Source organism: Bacillus massiliglaciei, assembly GCF_900098925.1.
GTDB classification, from domain to species: Bacteria; Bacillota; Bacilli; order Bacillales; family DSM-1321; genus Peribacillus; species Peribacillus massiliglaciei.
Map to the genome: position 1 here is coordinate 562,313 of NZ_LT622360.1, position 22,417 is coordinate 584,729.

At 43.2% G+C, this 22,417-nt stretch carries 17 protein-coding genes; 15 read left to right on the top strand and 2 right to left on the bottom strand.

What is annotated here, in order from left to right:
- The first annotated feature begins 113 nt into the window (after nucleotides 1-113).
- Genes BQ4305_RS19295 through pyrE form a run of 8 tightly spaced genes read left to right on the top strand, consistent with a single transcriptional unit; the run spans nucleotide 114 to nucleotide 9,619 of the window.
- A complete protein-coding gene (locus BQ4305_RS19295; protein ID WP_110929352.1) occupies nucleotides 114-1,046 on the top strand; it encodes an aspartate carbamoyltransferase catalytic subunit in 933 nt (310 codons plus the stop codon).
- Complete coding sequence (locus BQ4305_RS19300; protein ID WP_110929353.1) at nucleotides 1,009-2,295, top strand: dihydroorotase; 1,287 nt, start codon at nucleotides 1,009-1,011, stop codon at nucleotides 2,293-2,295. The genes BQ4305_RS19295 and BQ4305_RS19300 overlap by 38 nt, the downstream gene beginning before the upstream one ends.
- Nucleotides 2,292-3,389, top strand: a complete 1,098-nt coding sequence (locus BQ4305_RS19305; RefSeq protein ID WP_110929354.1) for a carbamoyl phosphate synthase small subunit — start codon at nucleotides 2,292-2,294, stop codon at nucleotides 3,387-3,389. The genes BQ4305_RS19300 and BQ4305_RS19305 overlap by 4 nt, the downstream gene beginning before the upstream one ends.
- Complete coding sequence (carB, locus tag BQ4305_RS19310) at nucleotides 3,376-6,582, top strand: carbamoyl-phosphate synthase large subunit (RefSeq protein ID WP_110929355.1); 3,207 nt, start codon at nucleotides 3,376-3,378, stop codon at nucleotides 6,580-6,582. The genes BQ4305_RS19305 and carB overlap by 14 nt, the downstream gene beginning before the upstream one ends.
- Complete coding sequence (locus BQ4305_RS19315) at nucleotides 6,579-7,364, top strand: dihydroorotate dehydrogenase electron transfer subunit (RefSeq protein WP_110929356.1); 786 nt, start codon at nucleotides 6,579-6,581, stop codon at nucleotides 7,362-7,364. The genes carB and BQ4305_RS19315 overlap by 4 nt, the downstream gene beginning before the upstream one ends.
- Nucleotides 7,361-8,302 (top strand): dihydroorotate dehydrogenase, encoded by a 942-nt coding sequence (locus BQ4305_RS19320; protein WP_110929357.1) that lies wholly within the window; start codon nucleotides 7,361-7,363, stop codon nucleotides 8,300-8,302. The genes BQ4305_RS19315 and BQ4305_RS19320 overlap by 4 nt, the downstream gene beginning before the upstream one ends.
- Entirely contained in the window at nucleotides 8,274-8,990 is a 717-nt protein-coding gene (pyrF, locus tag BQ4305_RS19325; RefSeq protein ID WP_110929358.1) for an orotidine-5'-phosphate decarboxylase, read from the top strand. Before BQ4305_RS19320 ends, pyrF begins: the two co-directional genes overlap by 29 nt.
- A complete protein-coding gene (gene pyrE / locus BQ4305_RS19330) occupies nucleotides 8,984-9,619 on the top strand; it encodes an orotate phosphoribosyltransferase (protein ID WP_110929359.1) in 636 nt (211 codons plus the stop codon). The genes pyrF and pyrE overlap by 7 nt, the downstream gene beginning before the upstream one ends.
- A 230-nt stretch (nucleotides 9,620-9,849) precedes the next feature.
- Here the strand turns inward: pyrE and BQ4305_RS19335 are convergent, their stop codons facing one another.
- Nucleotides 9,850-11,070 carry an ISL3 family transposase gene (locus BQ4305_RS19335; protein WP_199880766.1) on the bottom strand — a complete coding sequence of 407 codons (1,221 nt, stop codon included), beginning with the start codon at nucleotides 11,068-11,070 and terminating at the stop codon, nucleotides 9,850-9,852.
- A gap of 458 nt (nucleotides 11,071-11,528) precedes the next feature.
- On the opposite strand from BQ4305_RS19335, the gene helD reads away from it, so the two are divergent.
- Entirely contained in the window at nucleotides 11,529-13,862 is a 2,334-nt protein-coding gene (helD, locus tag BQ4305_RS19340) for an RNA polymerase recycling motor HelD (RefSeq protein ID WP_110929361.1), read from the top strand.
- 203 nt (nucleotides 13,863-14,065) lie between these two features.
- Here the strand turns inward: helD and BQ4305_RS19345 are convergent, their stop codons facing one another.
- The gene (locus BQ4305_RS19345) at nucleotides 14,066-15,778 is read right to left on the bottom strand and encodes an Rqc2 family fibronectin-binding protein (RefSeq protein ID WP_110929362.1); all 1,713 of its coding nucleotides are present in this window, start codon (nucleotides 15,776-15,778) and stop codon (nucleotides 14,066-14,068) included.
- 285 nt (nucleotides 15,779-16,063) lie between these two features.
- Between BQ4305_RS19345 and BQ4305_RS19350 the strand changes: the two genes are divergently transcribed.
- The 6 genes from BQ4305_RS19350 to coaBC all read left to right on the top strand — a co-directional run bounded on the left by BQ4305_RS19350 (nucleotide 16,064) and on the right by coaBC (nucleotide 22,411).
- Nucleotides 16,064-18,742, top strand: coding sequence for a calcium-translocating P-type ATPase, SERCA-type (locus BQ4305_RS19350; protein ID WP_110929363.1), 2,679 nt, complete (start codon nucleotides 16,064-16,066; stop codon nucleotides 18,740-18,742).
- Nucleotides 18,743-18,818: 76 nt separating this feature from the next.
- The gene (locus BQ4305_RS19355; RefSeq protein ID WP_324611623.1) at nucleotides 18,819-19,772 is read left to right on the top strand and encodes a YicC/YloC family endoribonuclease; all 954 of its coding nucleotides are present in this window, start codon (nucleotides 18,819-18,821) and stop codon (nucleotides 19,770-19,772) included.
- A gap of 55 nt (nucleotides 19,773-19,827) precedes the next feature.
- Complete coding sequence (gene remA / locus BQ4305_RS19360; RefSeq protein WP_110929365.1) at nucleotides 19,828-20,091, top strand: extracellular matrix/biofilm regulator RemA; 264 nt, start codon at nucleotides 19,828-19,830, stop codon at nucleotides 20,089-20,091.
- Nucleotides 20,092-20,098: 7 nt separating this feature from the next.
- The gene (gene gmk / locus BQ4305_RS19365; protein WP_110929700.1) at nucleotides 20,099-20,713 is read left to right on the top strand and encodes a guanylate kinase; all 615 of its coding nucleotides are present in this window, start codon (nucleotides 20,099-20,101) and stop codon (nucleotides 20,711-20,713) included.
- Nucleotides 20,714-20,715: 2 nt separating this feature from the next.
- Entirely contained in the window at nucleotides 20,716-20,922 is a 207-nt protein-coding gene (gene rpoZ / locus BQ4305_RS19370) for a DNA-directed RNA polymerase subunit omega (protein ID WP_110929366.1), read from the top strand.
- A gap of 283 nt (nucleotides 20,923-21,205) precedes the next feature.
- Nucleotides 21,206-22,411, top strand: a complete 1,206-nt coding sequence (gene coaBC, locus BQ4305_RS19380) for a bifunctional phosphopantothenoylcysteine decarboxylase/phosphopantothenate--cysteine ligase CoaBC (RefSeq protein WP_110929368.1) — start codon at nucleotides 21,206-21,208, stop codon at nucleotides 22,409-22,411.
- Nucleotides 22,412-22,417 lie beyond the last annotated feature (6 nt).

Genomic DNA, 22,417 nt, shown 5'->3' on the forward strand with positions numbered 1-22,417 from the left:
TGTTGGACTGCATCTATCCTTCTGTCCGAGTCTTTATAAACACGCACCCTGTCCTTATGGCGGGGTGTTTTTTTATCCCCGTCCCACACTATTTGTGAAGGGAGCAGGATCAAATGAAACAACTACTGACAATGAACGATCTTTCAGTACAAGAGATTGAAAGAATAATGGATGAGGCTGAGACATTTGCAGATGGAGGACTTTGGCGGCCCAACAGCCAGCTGATGGTAGCGAATCTCTTCTTCGAGCCAAGCACAAGGACGAAAACAAGTTTTGAGGTAGCGGAAAGAAAATTGGGATTGGAAGTCGTACCTTTCGATGCGGGAAGTTCAAGCGTCCTTAAAGGAGAGTCCTTATACGACACGGCAAAAACAATGGAATCTATTGGGATTCAGGCACTGGTGATCAGGCATGAGCAGGATTCGTATTTTAATGAACTCTCCGGAAAATTGAATATTCCAATTATTAATGCGGGAGATGGGTGCGGTCATCATCCCACTCAATCTCTGCTCGATCTGCTGACCATTAAACAGGAATTTAAAAGTTTTATAGGATTGAAGGTAGCGATAATCGGCGATATCCTGCACAGCAGAGTGGCACGCTCGAATGCAGCTGCCCTTAGAAGACTCGGTGCCGAAGTGGTCTTTTCAGGACCGCCTGAGTGGTTTGATGAAGCAGAATATGCCGGGGGATATGAACATATTGAGGAAGCAATAAGAACGTCCGATGTAGTAATGCTTCTCCGAATCCAGCATGAAAGACATGGAGGGCAAACCTTTCAGGATAGTAGATACATAGAGCGTTATGGACTGACGAAGGAAAGGGAAAGAAAGATGAAACCAGGGGCAATCATCATGCATCCTGCGCCGATAAACCGAGGGGTCGAGATTGACAGTGAATTAGTGGAATGTGACCGTTCGAGAATATTTAAGCAAATGCAAAACGGTGTCTTTATCAGAATGGCAGTTATGAAAATTATTTTGGATAATCAAGAAGGGGGAACACATTATGAAAACCATCATCAAAAATGGAGTCTTGCTCGATAATAATAACACTTTTTACGAAGCGGATATTGAAATAGAGGGTAAAAAGATCACAAAAATTGGAGCTAATCTGGAAGAAGAGGGACGAAAGGTAATTGATGCTGAGGGATTATTGATTGCCCCGGGGTTTATCGATCTTCATGTACATCTTCGCGAACCAGGCGGTGAGCATAAGGAAACGATCTCTACAGGAACCCTGGCTGCTGCACGAGGGGGCTTCACAACGGTTGCCCCGATGCCTAATACGAATCCAGTACCTGATAGGATGGAAAGAATGCTTGAGCTTCAAAAGAAAATTAAAGAAACGGCACATGTGAGAGTGCTTCCTTATGCTTCGATCACAATCAATGAAGCGGGGGAAGAGCTTACGGATTTTGCAGCATTACGGGATGCAGGTGCATTTGCCTTTACAGATGATGGCGTAGGCATCCAAGAAGCTGGAATGATGCTTCAGGCAATGAAGCGGGCAGCTAAAGCGGGAATGCCGGTCGTAGCCCATTGTGAAGATAACAGCTTGATAAATGGAGGATCGGTACACGAAGGTGAATTTTCAAAGAAACATGGAATCAGCGGAATTCCTTCAGTTTGTGAAGCGGTGCATATTTCCAGAGACGTATTACTGGCAGAAGCGGCCGAGTGCCATTACCATGTCTGTCACATTAGTTCAAAAGAGTCCATCAGGACAGTCCGTGATGCGAAACGGGCAGGGGTGAAAGTAACGGCTGAAGTCACTCCGCATCATTTATTACTGAGTGAAAAAGATATCCCGGGATTAGATACAAATTACAAAATGAATCCTCCTTTGCGCGGAAAAGATGATCAGCAAGCACTGCTGGAAGCATTGCTGGATGGAACGATTGATTTCATCGCAACTGACCATGCTCCTCATACAGCAGAAGAGAAATCAAAAGGGATGGATGATTCACCATTTGGGATAGTCGGATTGGAAACAGCCTTTCCGCTGCTGTATACGGAATTAGTACTAACTGGGAAAATAACATTAAAACAGCTGATTGATTTCCTTACAATTAAGCCGGCTGAAAGCTTTGGTCTTCCATATGGCAGATTGGCTGCAGGGGAGCCTGCGGATCTTGTGTTACTGGACCTGAACCAGCAGCAAGAAATTAACGCTGCGGAGTTTTTATCAAAAGGAAAAAATACCCCATTCGAAGGCAAGTATTGCACTGGGTGGCCGGTAATGACGATTTCTGAAGGAAAAGTAGCATGGCAAAAAGGAAGTGTTCGAGCATGAAAAGGCAGCTGATATTAGAGGACGGAACTATATTTATTGGGGAAGCATTTGGTAGTGATGAAGATAAGACAGGAGAAGTCGTATTTAATACGGGAATGACAGGCTATCAGGAAATATTATCTGATCCTTCTTATTGCGGACAAATTGTTACACTGACCTATCCATTAATCGGAAATTACGGCATAAATCGGGATGACTTTGAGTCAATCATCCCTTCTGTCTCAGCACTGATTGTTCGTGAAGTAGCGGATCTTCCATCGAATTGGCGAAATCAGCTGACTTTGGATGAGTATTTGAAAAGTGTAAATATCCCGGGTATCAGCGGGATTGATACCCGCAAGCTGACAAGGCTGATCAGAAAGCACGGAGCAATGAAAGGGGTTATCTGCAGCTTAGACAAAAATGCAGAAGAAGTCTTATCCCAGCTGAAGGCTGCTGTTCTGCCGATTGATCAAGTGAAACGGGTATCAACAAAGACAGCTTATGCAAGTCCTGGATCCGGTGAAAGAGTCGTACTCGTCGACTATGGGATGAAGCATGGCATTCTTAGAGAACTTACAAAAAGAAACTGTGACGTGATTGTCGTTCCTTACAATGTAACCGCAGAAGAAATTATGAGACTGCATCCGGATGGAATTATGCTGTCAAACGGACCCGGCGACCCGACGGATGTTGAAGCGGCAATTCCGATGATTCAGGCGGTTCAAGGGAAAATTCCGCTGTTTGGAATCTGCCTCGGACATCAGTTGTTTGCCTTAGCGAACGGTGCTGAAACAGAAAAACTGACATTCGGTCACCGCGGATCGAACCATCCGGTCAAAGATCTTGCTACAGGAAAAGTAGCATTAACCTCTCAAAACCATGGGTACACCGTGAAAGAAGAATCGATTCACGGCACTGATTTAGAAGTGACCCATATAGCTGTCAATGATGGAACGGTTGAAGGCCTTAAGCATAAGGAGTTTTCCGCGTTCACGGTTCAATATCATCCAGAAGCTTCTCCAGGACCGGTAGATGCGAACTACTTATTTGATCAATTTTTAGAAAATATAAGAGCAGCAAAGAGAGGGGACATGAGTTATGCCGAAGCGTAATGATATCAAAAGTATTCTGGTGATCGGTTCAGGACCAATCATCATCGGACAGGCAGCGGAGTTTGACTATGCAGGAACACAGGCATGTATGGCGCTGAAGGAAGAGGGATACCGTGTCATCCTGATTAATTCTAATCCTGCAACAATTATGACAGACAGTGAGATTGCGGACAGTGTTTATATTGAGCCCATTACGCTTGAATTTGTCAGCAAAATTATTCGTAAAGAACGTCCAGATGCACTTTTGCCTACATTGGGCGGTCAAACCGGACTTAATATGGCGGTAGAACTTGCTGAATCAGGTATTTTGGAAGAGTGCGGGGTCAAAATACTTGGAACAAAGCTGGATGCAATTGAAAAAGCCGAAGACAGGGATTTATTTCGAAGCCTTATGAATGAGCTCGGTGAGCCAGTGCCTGACAGCGAAATTATCCATTCTTTGTCTGAAGCTTTCACCTTTGTAGAGCAAGTTGGCTATCCAGTCATCGTCAGACCAGCTTTTACGTTAGGCGGTACAGGCGGCGGCATATGTGAAAATGAGGAACAATTAATCGAGATCGTAGAAGGCGGGTTAAAAAGCAGCCCGGTTCATCAATGTCTTCTTGAAAAAAGTATAGCCGGATTCAAGGAAATTGAATATGAAGTCATGCGTGACGCGAATGATAATGCGATTGTAGTCTGCAATATGGAGAATTTTGATCCTGTCGGCATTCATACGGGTGATTCCATTGTGGCGGCTCCGAGCCAGACATTAAGTGACCGGGAATATCAAATGCTTCGAAATACATCTCTTAAAATTATTCGCGCTCTGCATATAGAAGGCGGATGTAATGTTCAGCTTGCGCTGGATCCTGACAGCTACCAGTACTATGTAATAGAAGTGAATCCGCGAGTGAGCCGTTCCTCGGCACTTGCTTCCAAAGCAACAGGCTATCCGATTGCGAAGCTTGCAGCTAAGATCGCGGTAGGACTGACCCTCGATGAGATGCTGAACCCGGTAACTGGGCAAACCTATGCGAGCTTTGAACCGGCCCTTGATTATGTGGTAACGAAAATTCCCCGTTGGCCTTTCGATAAGTTTGAGAGTGCTAACCGTAAACTTGGTACACAGATGAAAGCTACTGGTGAAGTAATGGCGATTGGGAGAACCTTTGAAGAATCAATCCTGAAGGCCGTCCGCTCTTTAGAAGCCGGAATCTATCATCTGGAACTTGATGAGGAGCTTTCCGACAGTTTAATTGAAAAAAGAATTCGTACAGCAGGAGATGAAAGGCTGTTCTATATTGGTATGGCCCTTAGGAACGGAGTAACGATTGAAACATTGCATGAATGGAGCGGGATTGATTTATTCTTCCTGCACAAATTGGAGAAAATCATCCGCTTCGAAAAGGAAGTCACTGAATCGAAGTATGATCCTGAAAAGACGGAAAAAGCAAAGAAGCTTGGTTTTTCCGATAAAAAGATCGCAGAATTATGGGATATTTCCGAAAAAGAAGTGTATGACTTCAGACAAAGGAATGGCATCATCCCAGTATATAAAACGGTCGATACATGTGCAGCAGAATTTGAATCAGAGACTCCTTATTTCTATGGCACCTATGAGGAAGAAAATGAGTCAGTCGTTTCAGATAAGAAAAGCGTTGTGGTTCTTGGTTCAGGGCCGATCAGAATTGGCCAGGGAGTGGAATTTGACTATGCAACAGTTCACTCTGTATGGGCGATAAAGGAAGCGGGCTATGAGGCCATCATTATTAATAATAACCCTGAAACAGTGTCAACAGACTTCAGCATTTCAGATAAGCTGTATTTCGAACCATTAACAATTGAAGATGTCATGCATGTCATAGATTTAGAAAAGCCAGAAGGAGTGATTGTCCAGTTTGGAGGGCAAACAGCCATCAATCTCGCTTCGGCGTTGGTGGAACGCGGGGTGAAAATCCTTGGGACTTCTCTAGAGAATCTTGACCGCGCAGAAAACCGGGATAAGTTTGAGCGAGCCCTTCAGAAGCTGCAAATTCCACAGCCTAAAGGGAAAACAGCGACATCTGTTGAAGAGGCCGTAATTATCGCTGATGAAATCGGCTACCCTGTTTTAGTGCGTCCTTCTTATGTATTAGGCGGAAGAGCCATGGAAATAGTTTACCATAAAGAAGAATTGCTTCACTATATGAAAAATGCAGTGAAAATAAACCCGGAACATCCAGTGCTGATTGACCGCTATTTGACTGGAAGAGAGATCGAAGTGGATGCCATTTCGGATGGCGAGACAGTTGTGATTCCTGGGATCATGGAGCATATTGAGAGGGCGGGTGTACATTCGGGAGATTCGATTGCGGTGTATCCTCCTCAAAATCTTACGGAGGAGCAAAAGAAAACGATCAAGGATTATACCATACGCCTGGCCAAAGGCTTGAATATAATCGGCCTTTTGAATATCCAGTATGTCATCAGTAAAGGCGATGTGTATGTTATCGAAGTTAATCCGCGATCCAGCCGGACAGTGCCGTTTTTGAGCAAAATCACCAATGTGCCGATGGCGAATCTTGCGACAAAGGTCATTTTAGGCCAATCATTGAAACATCTCGGCTATGAAACCGGCCTAGTAGGTGAAAAAAATGGAGTTTATGTAAAAGTGCCTGTATTCTCTTTCGCCAAGCTGCGCAGAGTAGATATCACATTAGGGCCAGAAATGAAATCCACCGGTGAAGTTATGGGAAAAGACACTACTTTGGAAAAAGCACTGTATAAGGGGCTTGTAGCATCCGGAATGAAGATAAAGGAATATGGCTCGGTGCTGCTGACAGTTGCTGATAAAGACAAGGAAGAAGCTATTCAGATTGCAGGGCGGTTCCATTCGATCGGCTTTAAATTACTGGCTACTCAAGGTACGGCTTCTTATTTAAAAGAGTCTGGAATTCCGGCCGATGTAGTCGGGAAAATTGGCGAAGAGGGAAGAGATTTGATTGATGTCATCAGGAAAAACGAGGCACAGTTCGTCATAAACACTCTGACAAAAGGAAAGCAGCCAGAACGTGACGGCTTTAAGATACGCCGGGAATCTGTTGAAAATGGAATCCCTTGCCTTACATCGCTTGATACGGCTGAAGCTATTCTGAGAGTGCTGGAATCTATGACCTTTACTGCAGAAGTCATGGAGAAAACACAAAAAACACTTGAGGTGAGCTTTTCATGAGAAAAGAGAATATGACGGTCCTTTCCCATCAAGAACTCACCCAAGATGTTTATGAATTGACTGTGCAAGGAGAGCTGGTTTCAGATATCAGTCTTCCTGGCCAATTTGTACATGTTAAAGTTGCGGAAGGTATGGAGCCTTTATTGAGACGCCCTATTTCGATCTCTTCATATGACAAGGAAAAGGATACATTAACCATGATCTACCGGGCACAGGGAAAGGGAACTATAGTCCTTTCAGGAAGGATGGAAGGCAAACAGATCGATGTCTTGGGCCCATTAGGAAACGGGTTTCCAAAAGATACGGTTAAGCCTGGAGAAACAGTATTGCTGGTTGGGGGCGGGATCGGGGTTCCTCCGCTTTATCAGCTTTCGAAGGAACTTTTGGCAAAAGGGGCAAGCGTCATTCATGTCCTTGGCTTCCAAACAGCATCAGCTGTATTTTATGAAACAGAATTCAGCCTCCTTGGTGAGACCCACATTGTAACCGATGATGGGTCTTCAGGCAGGAAAGGCTTTGTAACCGATGTAATGGAAGAGCTTGATGACGGACTTTCTTTCGATAAGGTTTTTGCTTGCGGCCCCACTCCGATGCTCAAGGCCATTGAATCGAACTATTCCGGGCGCAAACAAGTATATCTTTCCCTTGAAGAACGAATGGGCTGCGGGATTGGAGCTTGTTTTGCCTGCGTTTGTCATACAGGTGATGATCCAAACGGCTTTTCTTATAAAAAAATTTGCAGTGACGGGCCGGTATTCCGTGCAGGAGAGGTGATAATATGAATAGACTTTCAGTTGAATTGCCAGGCCTTTCATTGAAAAATCCGGTCATGCCGGCTTCCGGATGCTTTGGTTTCGGCAGGGAATACAGTAATCTATTTGATCTTGATACACTGGGTGCCATCATGATTAAAGCAACGACGCTTGCTCCAAGGTTCGGAAATCCTGCGCCGCGGGTAGCTGAAACGGATGCCGGAATGTTAAATGCCATCGGTCTGCAAAATCCCGGCCTTGAGAAAGTGATAAATGAAGAACTTGCCTTTCTTGAACAATTTCAGGTTCCGATTATTGCAAATGTAGCCGGTTCACAGATTGAGGAATACGTGAAGGTTGCCGAAAAAATCAGTAAAGTAACGAATGTGAAGGCAGTAGAATTGAATATTTCATGTCCAAATGTGAAAGAAGGAGGAATTGCCTTCGGTACGGTCCCTGAGGTTGCCTTAGCGGTAACGAAAGCTGTCAAAGAGGTATCGGCTGTTCCGGTGTATGTGAAGCTGTCTCCGAATGTAAGCAATATTGTGGAAATGGCGAAAGCAGTGGAAGCAGGAGGAGCAGATGGGCTGACAATGATTAATACGTTAGTCGGCATGCGCCTGGATTGGCAGACTGGTAAGCCTATATTGGCAAATGGAACCGGAGGATTGTCGGGCTCGGCGATTAAACCGGTTGCAATCCGGATGATATATGAAGTAAGCCAGCAAGTTTCCCTGCCAATCATAGGCATGGGCGGAATATCTTCAGCGGCCGATGTAATCGACTTTTTCTCGGCAGGAGCGAGTGCTGTAGCGATAGGAACTGCTAACTTCGTAGATCCATATATTTGTCCTCAGATTATTGATGAACTTCCGTCCTTATTGGATGAGCTGGGTTATGAACATATTTCAGACTGTATAGGAAGGAGCTGGAAAGCCAATGAGAGGCTCGCTTATCATCGCGCTTGATTTTCCGAACGTTTCAGAAACAGAAGGATTTTTAAGACAATTCGGACAGGAAAAGCTGTTTGTAAAGGTTGGAATGGAATTATTTTATCAAAATGGTCCGGCAGTTATCACTTTATTGAAAGATAAAGGACACGATGTATTCCTTGATTTAAAACTTCATGATATCCCTAATACGGTGAAAAAGGCGATGAAAGGACTCGCGGGTCTGGGAGCGGACTTAGTGAATGTTCATGCAGCAGGAGGCAAAGATATGATGCAGGCAGCTTTAGAAGGTCTGTATGCAGGCGCTTCTGCCAATCAAAAACGTCCGGAATGCATAGCGGTCACACAATTGACCAGTACATCAGCTTCCCAAATGAATAGAGAGCAATTGATTCCAGGCCCCCTCCTTAATTCCGTGCTGCATTATGCAGCTCTCTCGAAAGAAGCAGGACTTGCGGGGGTCGTTTGTTCCCCTTTTGAAGCAGGTGCGATTCATGAAGAAATAGGCCGTGATTTTATTACTGTCACTCCTGGAATTAGGAGGGCAAATGATGCTGCAGACGATCAAAAGCGGATTACAACTCCGCAGCAGGCAAGGAATCTTGGTGCGGATTCAATCGTCGTAGGGCGCTCGATCACACGATCGCCGAACCCGCTGCAAGCCTATCTGCAAATGAAGGAACTTTGGGAGGGAATTACATGTTAAAACAGACAATCGCAGAACATCTATTAGAAATCAAGGCAGTCTTCTTACAGCCCAACGATCCATTTACATGGGCGTCGGGAATTAAATCACCCATATATTGCGATAACCGGTTAACGCTGTCCTATCCTGCTGTCCGCAAAGAAATTGCAGCCGGACTGGTTCAATTGATTCAAGAGCATTTTCCTGAAGCAGAAGTGATTGCGGGTACGGCTACTGCAGGGATCCCACATGCGGCCTGGGTAAGTGAAAAGATGAACTTGCCTATGTGCTATGTACGTTCAAAGGCCAAAGCGCATGGAAAAGGCAATCAGATTGAAGGAAAGGTCGAGCGAGGGCAAAAAGTAGTTGTAGTGGAAGATTTAATTTCAACGGGCGGCAGCGTAATTACGGCTGTAAAGGCAATTCAGGAAGAAGGCTGTGAAGTGCTCGGGGTTGTTTCCATTTTTATATATGAGCTTCAAAGCGGAAAAGAAAAGCTTGCTCAAGAAAATATCAAAGTCTTTTCGTTAAGCGATTATTCTGCTCTGATTTCAGTAGCGCGGGATAAAGGATATATCGACAGTGCAGAAATGGAAAAACTGTCAAAGTGGCGGATGAACCCAACAGATGCAGGCTGGATCAAGGCATAATGATTTTCAACTTAACAGGCATGGAGGGGACCGGAGTGATACCGGCATTCTCTTCTTGCCTGTTTTTCTTTATTTGAGGTTTTTTAAGCGGTTCCAATAAATAGATTGGAACCGTTTTAATACTTTTTCTGCTTTTATTGACACTCAGCTGATAAAACTGCTGTTACAAAATGCGGTTCTTTAAAAATTGGTTCTCCGTCAAATGTTGGGGTGGCGACTGATCGCCATCCCTAACCAATATGTATCCCAATTCCTTTAAACTGATGGGTTAATAATATTTTTGCCCGAAAACGGCTGAAATTCCTGAATCCATACGCATTTCGCTTAAGAACCTTCGTTGAATTGTTGATCCCTTCTAAAAAACCATTCGAATACCCATAAACAAAGCTGTTTAAGATTTCTGTCTGCCAATTTTGGAGCGTGGTAATGGCTTTCTCCATTTCAGGAATGCCAGAGTCCTGGACCCGTCGATAAAAGTCTCTCAGGCCCTGTTTGACCTTCCCTATATCTTCCGATCCAGATTCCTTCGCCTGAACAAACCAGCCACGATAGGTTTCCTTTAATTCGTACGCTTTTTTAAGCTCTTCCGACATATCCAAATAACGATGCAGATGCCATCTGTCTTCTTCTGTCAGGCGGTCGGAGGCCTTGTAAAAGACATGCTTCATACGTTTGCACTTCTTGCGGTCATACGGGTGAAACTCTTTCTGTACCCTTCTCCGGACACCGTCCAGCGCCCAATAGACATACCGGCAGAAATGAAAGCGATCGGCCACAATCACAGGGCGTCCTAAGGCACTTTGAACCGCCGATTTAAAAGAATGGCTCATGTCCATGATCACCACCTGAACCTGGTCCCCATACTTTTGAAGATAGTGTTTAATCGTATTCTTATAGCGATTAGGCAGGATATCTAAGGGCTTTTTGGTGATTCCATCGGCAATGATGAGCTGGTATTTTCCTTCTCGTGTATCTCCTTTATACTCATCAATGGCAATCACAGAAGGCAGCTTTTCCACAGAACGTATTTCACTCCGAGCCAAACGGTCAAACCGGCGGACAATAGTAGAAGACGAAGAACCGTAGGTTTCCCCCGTTTCTTTAAAGGTCTTTCCTTTAATCGCCCGTATGCCCACGGCCTGATTCCACTCAATAGATGTACGCTGGTAACGCTGTACGAACGGGTTTTGTTCCGAAAAACGCTTCCCGCATGCACAGACATACCGTCTGCGTTTGTAGAATAAATCCGTCTTCCTCTCAAACCACTTTAAGTGCTTAACCTTTTGGATCCGGTAGTCGTGAACACGGGAGGTGGGAGCTCCGCAGTCAGGGCACTGCTGGAGGCTGCGTTCCATCTCCACATATACCCTCATCGTTTCCTCCACCTGCTCTACTTTTAAAATGGTAACCCCTTTTAAACCGGGAATATTCATGGTAAAATTCATGTGCACGCAACTCCATTCTCTACTTGTTTCTAGGCAACTCAAGTATAAAAGAATTGGATGTTTGCGTGCATTTTTTATGCAAACAATTGTATGGATACCCCAACAAATAGTATAGAGCCTAAAAATTGGATGAAACAGGTTGGGAAAGGGAAGTCTCGGATAAGGGAAGTGTATAGGGGAGAGACAAAAAATATAAAAGTGCTGAGTAATACATTCAGATAATAGAATTTTTTAGCTTTTGGCAGGAATAAGAAATCATTTCTTATACAGGCGGTCAAGGTGAGGTTTTTTATTAGAAAAGCTGACGGGGAACGTTATTTGCAGAGTTGTAATTCTAAGTAAAATATGATAAATTAGGATATAAACTGTTTTTTTTACAAAAAATAGTTTATATCCTCTGCTAAATTATATCATGAAATTGTTTTCTGGTCAAGTTCTTATTTTTATTTGAGGAGTGCTGTTAAATGAAGAAAGAGATTCAGGCAGAACAAGAGCACCTGAATAAAGTAATAGAAACCATCAGTAGCCAAATCAACAGGTTAGAAGCAGAAACTTCCCAGCAAAAAAAAGAAGTTGTGACGATCCGCAGGCATTTTTGGGATGACCTTAAGGTTAATATGGATACTTTTGATGATTACCTAGAAACACTGATTGGCTTAAGGCAGCAGGCACAAGCTCTCTCTGTAAGCCAGAGCAGCCATAGACAGGCCTCTAAGAAGCTGTCTGCACTCAGCCGTATGAAAAATGCGCCTTATTTCGGAAGGATTGATTTTACGGAATCGGGGACTATGGAGACAGATAAAATGTATATCGGGATTTCGACGCTCACTGATAAAAGCGGAGAGAACTTCCTGATTTATGATTGGCGAGCGCCGATATCAAGTGTGTATTATGATTACTCTCCCGGTCCTGCGGAATATTCTACACCAGGAGGCGTCATTTACGGCAAATTGGAAGAGAAGTGGCAATATATTATTCGCGAAGGTATTCTTGAATCAATGTTCGATACCAGAATTACCATTGGAGATGAAATTTTACAAGAGGTACTGGGCAAAGGCACGGACAAACATATGCACAGCATTGTTGCAACTATCCAGCAGGAGCAAAACAGGATCATTCGGCATGATCGCAAGCGTCTGCTCATCGTACAGGGGGCAGCTGGCAGCGGCAAGACATCTGCGGCTCTTCAGCGAGTAGCGTATTTACTCTACAAACATCGAGAAAGTCTGACGGCAGATCAAATCATTCTATTTTCTCCTAATTCAATGTTTAATAGCTATGTATCGAATGTGCTGCCTGAGCTTGGTGAAGAGAATATGCAGCAGGTTACTTTTCAGGAATATTTAGAGTATCGTTTAAGTCCTTTCTTTGAAGTGGAAAGTCCGTATGAGCAATTAGAGTTTTTGTTAACGGCCGACCGGGATTCCTTTTATAGCATTCGGTCAGCAAGTATTCGGTTTAAGGCATCAAAAAGCTTCTTCGAGGCAGTCCAAACATACAGACAATTTCTCGAAGGAAACGGGATGATATTTAAGGGGATAAAGTATCGCGGTGAAACATTGATATCAGACCAAATGATTTCGGAACGATTTTATGGAAGGGACACTTCACAGCGTTTTTCTAATAGGATTACTAAGCTGAAAGAATGGTTACATAAAGTGCTGGATGAAACGGAAAAGATCGAGCTGACAAAACCGTGGGTTCAGGAGGAAATGGAACTGCTCAGCAAAGACGATTATCAAAAGGTTTACTCCCGGTTAGAGAAGAAACGCGGTAGTGACGACTCTTTCGATGATTACGAAAGAGAGACAAAAATGCTTGCTCGCATGATTGTCCGCAAAAAGCTGAAACCACTGCGGAAACGGGTCAGAGCGCTTCGTTTTATTGATATAAAGGGGATTTACAAGCAGTTTTTTGAAGAGAAAATGCAGGAAAAACTATGGGACGGCAATGAAAAGCCAGAGAACTGGGATGAAATTTGTTATTTCACGCAAAAAAGGCTGGAGGAACAGAAACTTTATTATGAAGATGCTGCCCCATTTTTGCTGTTAAAAGAGTTAATCGAGGGATTTCAAACAAATACATCTATCAAACATGTACTTGTGGACGAAGGACAAGATTACTCTCCTTTTCAGTTCGAGTTTTTGAAAAGATTGTTTCCAAGAGCAAAGATGACTGTACTGGGAGACTTTAACCAGGCCATTTTTGCTCATTCAAGTGAACTGGCTGATTTTCAGACTCTTGCTGATTTATACGGTACAGAGGAGACGGAGAATATAATCTTAAACCGCAGCTACAGGTCCACCAAGCAGATCATTGAGTTTACGCGGCAGTTAATTCCTGAAGGAGAACGGATTATAGCTTTTGAACGAGAGGGAGCAAAACCGGTTATAACAGAAGTGTCTGATCATGATGCACTAAATCGTAAAATCCTTTCTAAAATCGAGTACTTACGAAGCCGTTACTATAAAACCATTGCAATCATATGCAAGTCTGCAACGGAAAGTTTGCATGTCTATAATACGCTGAGTAAGCTGACGGACTTAAAACTGGTTAAGAATGGTAAGAATGAATATGAACAGGGATTAATTGTTATACCGGCTTATTTGGCAAAAGGCATTGAATTTGATGCAGTCATCATTTTTGATGCATCCGCCGCGGTGTATGGAGATGATGATCTGCGCAGATTATTTTATACCGCATGCACGAGAGCCATGCATGAATTGCATATTTATTATGTTGGAGAACCCAGCCTATTTTTGTGTGAAGTCTCCCCGAATCATTTCCAGGTACAATAATGATGAATACATTCCGAGAGTAATATTTCTAAAAAGAAACGAGGACAAAAATAAAAACCATCACAATTTCTTTAAGGAGAAATTGTGATGGTTTTTTTTGCTTACATCGATTGGTTCCTGTTTTGATCTTGCTCGGAGCCTCAAGTTTTCCTCAGGCTGGATGTTCCCGAGGGTCCCAAACAGCTCAATTATTCAAGTATTTTTCACTGATTCATCATCTGAATGACTTTATCAGCATCTGGAGTTACATAAACTGTTTGCTGCTGCTCGTAAATAACAAATCCAGGTTTAGCACCGCTAGGTTTTTTTACATTTCGCACTTTTGTGAAGTCTACCGGTACAGAACTCGAGTTTTTCGCTTTGCTGAAATAGGCTGCAAGGACTGCAGCTTCCTTAATTGTATTCTCGCTGGGTTTTTCATTCCTGATGACAACATGTGAGCCGGGGATATCTTTTGTATGCAGCCATATTTCATCCCGCCGTGCAAATTTATTTGTTAAATAATCATTTTGTTTATTATTTTTCCCCACAAAGATCAGATCTCCGTCAGTTGAATAATAGGTTTCCAGCTGGGGCTTTGCGTTTGCTGGTTTTTTCATACCCTTTTTTTGCCGTTTCTTAATATATCCTTCTTCCTGAAGTTCTTCTCTCATTTCTTCGATATCTTTAGGAGAAGCGGATTGTATTTGCTGCTGCAATGTTTCGAAATAGGCAAGTTCTTCTTTTGAAATCTCAATTTGCTCTTTTACAGCCCCGACAGCATTCTTTGCTTTTTGATAACGGGAAAAATACTTTTGGGCATTTTCTGAAGGCGTTTTTAAAGGGTTAAGAGAGATGGTCACCTGGGCCTGATTGGGATCATAATAATTAAAAACAGTGATTTCTTTCATGCCTTTTTTCATCAGATGCATGTTAGCAGTCAGCAGTTCGCCGTACAATTGAAATGTATCACTCTGTTCACTGTACTCAAGTGTTTCTTCCAATTTTCGGAGCTTTTTGACCTGCTTGTCGATTTCATTGGATATAAGCCGCTCCAAATCGTGTGCTTGCTGTTTCACACGTTCGCGGTGTGCTTTGCCATAATAAAACCGATCCAGCATTTCGCTGAGCGAAGAAAAGTTTCGTTTCTCGCCCTTAATATGTGTTAAATCCAACATATAGAATACTTCTTTGTTTTCATTCGTAATAATTGTTGGCCTGTACTCTTGATTCGTGATAGCTTGTATCATTTCCATGAAAGCTTCCGGCAGCGTTTCGCTGTTTGCCAGTCCGGAACGGTACACGGCTTCTTTGGCTGCAAGAGGAGAAACACCGGCAAAATGCTGAACAAGCTGGCGGTCAAGTTTTCCGGAATTGAAATCAATTTGCTTCAAAATATCTTCTTTTGAAGCGGACAGGGGATTCAGTTTTTGCTGTTCTGGAGGAGCTATATATTCCTGTCCCGGTAATATGGCTCTGTAGCTGTTAACCGCATAAGAGATATGCTTGATGCTGTCTAAAATCAAATTGCGTTCAGGATCCAGCAGAATTATATTGCTATGTCTTCCCATTATCTCAATGATCAGTCTTTTTTGGCTTACGTCCCCAATATCATTCCGGCCTTTAATATCTAATGTAACTATCCGGTCGAGCCCGGTTTGCCGGATATCTTCAATAGTATACCCTTCCAGGTGTTTGCGGAGAAGCATACAAAACATAGGAGCTTCTTTCGGATTTTCATAATTCTCTCCGGTCAGCTGGATACGTGAATAACTAGGGTGTGCTGAAAGCAGCAGTTTATGATTTTTGCCTTTTGCCCGCACCACTAGAATGATTTCGTTTTTGTAGGGCTGCTGAACTTTGTTGATTCTGCCCCCTATTAATAATGAAGCGATTTCTTCAGTCATCGCTCTTGTAAATAATCCGTCAAATGACATGTAGGTATCTTCCTTTTCGTAGATTCATAAATTATAAGGCCTTATCTTCCGGCACTGTATCAGCTAGCTTCAAAACCTTCGCTTTTAAGCTTTTGCTATCCTTTTTAATTATAGCATGATTCAGGACAAGTCTGAATAAACATGGATTGAGAGATTGTTGCAAAAGCCTGCCGCTTTTGGGATTCGGGACAGCTGCTTCAATAATTCAAATATAATCTTTGCCAATCCACCTCTGGAATATGGAAGGCAGTTCACTTTAGCAGAAAAGAAGGTGTGTGATATTAAATGAAGTTTAGGGAAATGAAAGTGGAAGAAATGGAGTCTGCGCTAAAGACAAGCTTTAAGAGCGGCTTAAGTGGAAACGAAGCAAAAGGGCGGCAAAAGGAGTTTGGTCTGAATGAGCTCAAAGAAGGAGAAAAGCAGTCGGTGCTCCTTTTGTTTTTTGCCCAGTTCAAAGATTTTATGGTGCTGATTCTTCTTGCTGCCACACTTGTCTCTGGTCTGATGGGAGAATATATTGATGCCATCGCTATTATGGCCATTATTTTTTTAAACGGCCTTCTCGGTTTTTATCAGGAAAGGAAGGCGGAAAAGTCGCTGGAGGCCTTAAAGGATATGGCGGCCCCGCAAGTCTTTGTTTTGAGGGACGGGGAATGGAAGAGGATTGCTTCCAAAGAACTGGTCAAGGGAGATGTCATAAAGTTTTCTAATGGGGACAGGATTGGTGCTGATGTCCGGATCATTGAAGCTTCCAACCTTGAAATCGAGGAATCGGCACTGACAGGTGAATCTCTTCCCGCTATAAAACACAGTGATTCACTGTCTTCTGAAGCAGATGGGATCGGCGATCAGGAAAATATGGCTTTTATGGGGACGATGGTAACAAGAGGAAGCGGAAAAGGAGCAGTCATTGCCATTGGGATGGATACAGCGATGGGGAAAATTGCGGACTTACTTCAAACAGCGGAGTCATCCACGACTCCTTTGCAGCATAAGTTAGAGCAGCTGGGACGAATTTTAATTATCACGGCACTGTTTTTAACCTTGATCGTTGTGCTTACAGGTATTATTCAGGGCCATGATTTATTTACAATGTTTTTGTCGGGAGTTTCGCTTGCGGTAGCAGCGATTCCTGAAGGCCTGCCGGCCATTGTAACTGTAGCTCTATCACTGGGCGTGCAGAAAATGATTAAGCAAAAGGCTATTGTCAGAAAGCTCCCGGCTGTTGAGACTTTAGGTTGTGCTTCCGTCATTTGTTCTGACAAAACCGGTACACTAACACAAAACAAGATGACCGTTACAAAATTATGGAGCGGGGGGAAAACGTGGGATGTCAGCGGGATTGGATACCAGCCAACAGGAGAGTTTTCCTTGAACGGACAACCCGTTCAGGCGGGTCAAGAAAAACCGCTCATGCAGTTATTAACATTTGGTATGCTTTGCAATAATGCTGAACTGACTGTTCAAAACAAACAATATGTACTGAATGGAGATCCGACTGAAGGAGCGCTGCTGGTGGCAGCCATGAAGGCAGGCATGGAAAAAGAGACGTTGCTGAACCAATTCCAGATCGTCAAAGAGTTTCCGTTTGATTCTACAAGAAAAATGATGAGTGTGATCATCAAAAATGAACAAGGCAAGCAATTTGTGGTGACAAAAGGTGCGCCTGATGTCCTTATGGATGAGTGCAGTTCTATATACTGGGAAGGGAAAAGCACTCGGTTTGGAAGAGACTTGAAAATGAATGTCCAGTCTGTCATTGACGGACTGGCATCCCAGGCGCTGCGGACAATTGCTGTAGCTTACAGGCCGATTTCAAATGGAAATGTTATCCTGCATGAGAGCGAAGCGGAAAAGGATTTAACGTTTATTGGTCTGCAGGGGATCATTGACCCTCCCCGTCCGGAAGTTAAGCTGGCGGTCAAAGAATGCAGGGATGCCGGCATAAAAACTGTAATGATAACAGGAGATCACGTGACGACTGCTAAAGCGATTGCTAAGGAACTGGGGATTTTAAAAGAGCATTCTAAAGTTCTTGAAGGCAAACATTTAAATAATATGAATGTCGAGGAGTTAGAAGATCTAGTAGATGATGTATCGGTATTTGCCCGTGTTTCGCCTGAACATAAGTTGAAAATTGTGAAGGCTCTGCAGAACAAAGGACATATTGTTGCCATGACAGGTGACGGCGTGAACGATGCACCGGCAATCAAATCGTCAGATATAGGCATCGCCATGGGGATTACAGGGACAGACGTGGCGAAAGAAGCCTCTTCCCTTATTTTATTAGATGATAATTTTGCAACCATTAAGTCAGCTATAAAAGAAGGACGAAATATCTATGACAATATTCGAAAATTTATCCGCTATCTGTTAGCATCAAATGTCGGTGAAATTCTGGTCATGTTCTTTGCAATGTTATGTGCACTTCCGCTTCCTCTGCTGCCCATTCAGATTTTATTCGTTAACCTTGTAACGGACGGGCTTCCGGCTATGGCGCTTGGGTTAGATGAAGCTGAAGGAGATGTGATGAAGCGGGGACCCCGCAATCCGAAAGAAGGAGTGTTTGCAAGAGGGCTTGGGTGGAAAATTATTTCACGGGGGTTTTTGATCGGCATCTCCACTTTGATAGCCTTCTTTGTAGTATACAAGGCTAATCCGGATAACTTGGAGTACGCACAGACTGTCGCCTTTGCTACACTCGTGCTTGCCCAGCTGATTCATGTGTTCGACTGCCGGAGTGAAAAATCTATATTGGCAAGGAACCCTTTTGGAAATAAATTTTTAACAGGCGCAGTACTGTCATCTTTCGTCTTCCTGCTGGCTGTCATCTATTATGAACCTTTCCAGGTGATTTTCCAAGTGGTGCCGTTGACGTTAAAAGATTGGCTTCTGATTTTTGGCTTTGCTTCCGTCCCAACTTTTTTGCTGGCTGGTACCTTTTTAATAAGAAAAACGAATTAAAATATGATATAATGCTTTAGGTAGTAGGGTTTGGCTCTATTACCTTTTTATTTTTTCAGTACTGTGACATTCATTGATGTCTTATTTTCGGGCATCGGCAGAAGGATCGTTTATCGCCGATATGGCGGCTAAACCAGGGATAGGAAGTGAAGTCATGGTTTCAAGTATGACTGGATACGGCAGAGGCAAAGCGGAAAGCAGCGGCATAAGCGCAGTGGTTGAAATTAAAACAGTTAATCATCGATTCTGTGAGTACCATATCCGCATGCCCCGCCAATTGATGAGTTTAGAAGATAAAGTCAAGAAAACAGCGAACCAATACATACAAAGAGGCAGAGGCGAAATTTTTATCACGATTGAAGAGGATAAGCCTGCCTCAAAGCGCCTAAAAGTCGATTGGGATCTTGCAGATCAGTTCATAGGCCTTATGAAAGACGTTCAGGATAAATATCAGCTGTCTTCAGCTGTAACCATTCAGGACATGCTTCAAGTTGATTCTCTTTTGTCACTTGAGGATCGGCCTGCTGAAAATGAGGAATTGTCAGATTTGGTATTTGAGGCCTTGACACAGGCTTTGGAAGCATTAAAAGAAATGCGCCTCAAAGAAGGCAGTCAGCTATTGAAGGATTTGGAGAACCTGCTTCAGAAATTGATTCGTTCCGCACAAAAGGTAAAGAATTTCGCCCCGTTGGTCGTTAGGCAATATAAGGATCGGCTTGAACATAAAATCCGCGACTTATCGGATGGCCTGATAGACGATCAGAGGGCAGTGATGGAAGCTGCTATTTTTGCTGATAAATCAGATATAAATGAGGAACTTACCAGGCTTGAAAGCCATGCCGTCCAGTTTCAGGAGACATTGGCATTGGATGCTCCTGCCGGCAGAAAGCTCGATTTCCTCATCCAGGAAATGAACCGGGAAGTGAATACGATTGGAGCAAAAGCTAATTATTCCGATATCACCAAGGAAGTCGTGGAGATGAAGAGCCTGCTGGAAAAGATGAAAGAACAGGTTCAAAATATTGAATGATTAGTTATATCAAGTTTGTCTTAAGGTGACAATAGATGATGGATGGAGGACAAAGATGTCAATCAAGCTCATTAATATAGGGTTTGGAAATATTGTTTCTGCAAACCGTATCGTATCAATCGTTAGCCCGGAATCGGCGCCGATTAAAAGAATTATTCAGGATTCAAGGGACCGCGGATCCTTGATTGATGCTACTTACGGCAGAAGAACCAGAGCCGTAATCATCACGGACAGTGATCACGTTATTTTATCTGCTGTTCAGCCGGAAACAGTTGCTGCTCGTCTTCAAGATAAGGAAGACAGCATAGAAGAGGGGTAAATTCATGATTAGAGAAAAAGGTTTATTAATTGTTTTATCCGGTCCGTCCGGGGTAGGTAAAGGTACGGTTAGAAAGGCTCTGTTTTCACAGCCCGATACCGCGTTCGAATATTCAATTTCTATGACAACAAGACTTCCGCGGGATGGGGAAGTTGATGGCATCGATTATTTCTTTAAAACCCGAAATGAATTCGAAACGTTAATTGAAGAAGGAAAACTTCTGGAGTATGCTGAATTCGTTGGGAATTATTATGGGACTCCTGTTGATTATGTAAGGCAGACAATAGAGTCTGGAAGAGATGTTTTCTTAGAAATAGAAGTTCAAGGAGCCAAACAAGTTCGGGAAAAATTTCCTGAAGGACTTTTTATTTTCCTCGCACCGCCTAGTCTGTCGGAGCTGGAGAGCAGAATTGTCAATCGGGGAACAGAGTCGGAGGAAACAATCCGACGGAGAATGAAGGCTGCGAAAGACGAAATAGAATTAATGGATTTGTATGACTATGTTGTGGAAAATGATCATGTGGACACTGCGTGCGAGAGAATCAAATCCATCGTCACTGCAGAACACTGCAGAAGAGACCGTGTATCCGCAAGATATAAAAAAATGCTGGAGGCTGAATAAATATGTTATATCCATCAATAGATTCACTATTGCAAAAAATCGACTCTAAATACTCGCTTGTTTCCGTTGCTGCAAAAAGAGCACGGGAAATGCAGCAAAAAAATGACTGCAAAATAGAAAAACCTGTTTCCCATAAGTCTGTAGGGCGTGCTCTTGAAGAAATTCACAGTGGTAAATTGGGATATGAAAATCAATACGAAGAAAAGTAATCTAACAACTTGACCTCTTAGGTCTGATTTCCCTTCGGAGCCACTTTGTGCACTCGGACAAAGTGGCCCGTCGGGGATATCAGGCCTTTTGTTTTTTTGCTGCCTGCTTTTTGCGGATGTGTCATTTTTTTTATGACTATAACTGCATATGCTGTCAGTCAGCTAATTATGACAGGAATAGCAAAGGATAATATAAACCAAGCAGACGGGGACCAGGGCTTATTTAATGAAATTTAGATTGGGTTCCTTCATAATAAGATTAAAAATGTTAGGGGAAATGGGCATGCTTACTGATAAAAAAATTCTTCTTTGTGTGACCGGCGGTATTGCAGTTTATAAGGCAGCTGCTTTAACAAGCAAGTTAACCCAGGCAGGCGCCTCGGTCAAGGTGATAATGAGCGATTCTGCCCGTCAATTTGTGACTCCGCTTACTTTTCAGGCATTATCAAGGCATGATGTTTATGTAGATACATTCGATGAAAAAGATTCAGCGGTGATTGCCCATATCGACCTGGCAGATTGGGCGGATTTAATAGTAGTTGCACCGGCGACGGCAAATATTATTGGAAAGCTTGCGAACGGGATTGCAGATGATATGATTACGACCACACTTCTGGCAAGCAGCTCTCCTGTGTGGGTAGCACCAGCGATGAATGTCCACATGTATTCCCATCCTGCTGTGCAAAACAATATAAATGTTTTACATTCATTCGGCTATCGTTTTATTGAGCCGGGGGAAGGCTATTTAGCCTGCGGATATGTCGGCAGAGGCCGGCTGGAAGAACCGGAACGAGTTGTTGAATTAATAGCAGGATTCTTTTCCAATCAGGAAAAACGGCTCTTGGAAGGAAAAAGGGTGTTGATTACAGCCGGACCTACGAGAGAAGCAATTGATCCAGTCAGATACCTTACAAACCATTCTTCCGGAAAAATGGGCTATGCCCTGGCTCAAGAAGCATTAAGGCAGGGGGCTGAAGTTATACTTGTTTCCGGTCCTGTAAACCTGAATCCCCCTCCCGGCGTCACTGTCATCCAGGTTGAGTCGGCTCAGCAGATGTACAATGCTGTTTTTGAACATTATTCCGCAAGTGATATTGTCATCAAAACGGCAGCGGTGGCAGATTACAAGCCGAAATTGTATCATGAACATAAAATGAAGAAGCAAGATGGAGAACAAGTCATTGAATTGGAAAGAACGAAGGATATTCTTAAGGAACTCGGAGCAAGAAAAAATCATCAGCTTTTAATTGGATTTGCTGCAGAAACGAATAATGTAGCTGAATATGCTCAAGGAAAGCTGGAAAAGAAAAATGCAGACATGATTGTCGCCAATAATGTAACCCTTGAGGGGGCAGGCTTCGGCACAGATACGAATATCGTTTCCATCTATAAAAAAGATGGAACAATCATCGAACTGCCTATATTAAGTAAAACAGATACGGCAAGGCATATTTTAATCGAAGCAGCACACATGCTAAAGAAGGATTGATAGGTA

Bases quoted from the DNA above. Each gene is read 5' to 3' on its own strand.
- BQ4305_RS19295 (WP_110929352.1), top strand. From the start codon at position 114: ATGAAACAACTACTGACAATGAACGATCTTTCAGTACAAGAGATTGAA.
- BQ4305_RS19300 (WP_110929353.1), top strand. From the start codon at position 1,009: ATGAAAACCATCATCAAAAATGGAGTCTTGCTCGATAATAATAACACT.
- BQ4305_RS19305 (WP_110929354.1), top strand. From the start codon at position 2,292: ATGAAAAGGCAGCTGATATTAGAGGACGGAACTATATTTATTGGGGAA.
- carB (WP_110929355.1), top strand. From the start codon at position 3,376: ATGCCGAAGCGTAATGATATCAAAAGTATTCTGGTGATCGGTTCAGGA.
- BQ4305_RS19315 (WP_110929356.1), top strand. From the start codon at position 6,579: ATGAGAAAAGAGAATATGACGGTCCTTTCCCATCAAGAACTCACCCAA.
- BQ4305_RS19320 (WP_110929357.1), top strand. From the start codon at position 7,361: ATGAATAGACTTTCAGTTGAATTGCCAGGCCTTTCATTGAAAAATCCG.
- pyrF (WP_110929358.1), top strand. From the start codon at position 8,274: ATGAGAGGCTCGCTTATCATCGCGCTTGATTTTCCGAACGTTTCAGAA.
- pyrE (WP_110929359.1), top strand. From the start codon at position 8,984: ATGTTAAAACAGACAATCGCAGAACATCTATTAGAAATCAAGGCAGTC.
- helD (WP_110929361.1), top strand. From the start codon at position 11,529: ATGAAGAAAGAGATTCAGGCAGAACAAGAGCACCTGAATAAAGTAATA.
- BQ4305_RS19345 (WP_110929362.1), bottom strand. From the start codon at position 15,778: ATGTCATTTGACGGATTATTTACAAGAGCGATGACTGAAGAAATCGCT.
- BQ4305_RS19350 (WP_110929363.1), top strand. From the start codon at position 16,064: ATGAAGTTTAGGGAAATGAAAGTGGAAGAAATGGAGTCTGCGCTAAAG.
- BQ4305_RS19355 (WP_324611623.1), top strand. From the start codon at position 18,819: ATGTCTTATTTTCGGGCATCGGCAGAAGGATCGTTTATCGCCGATATG.
- remA (WP_110929365.1), top strand. From the start codon at position 19,828: ATGTCAATCAAGCTCATTAATATAGGGTTTGGAAATATTGTTTCTGCA.
- rpoZ (WP_110929366.1), top strand. From the start codon at position 20,716: ATGTTATATCCATCAATAGATTCACTATTGCAAAAAATCGACTCTAAA.
- coaBC (WP_110929368.1), top strand. From the start codon at position 21,206: ATGCTTACTGATAAAAAAATTCTTCTTTGTGTGACCGGCGGTATTGCA.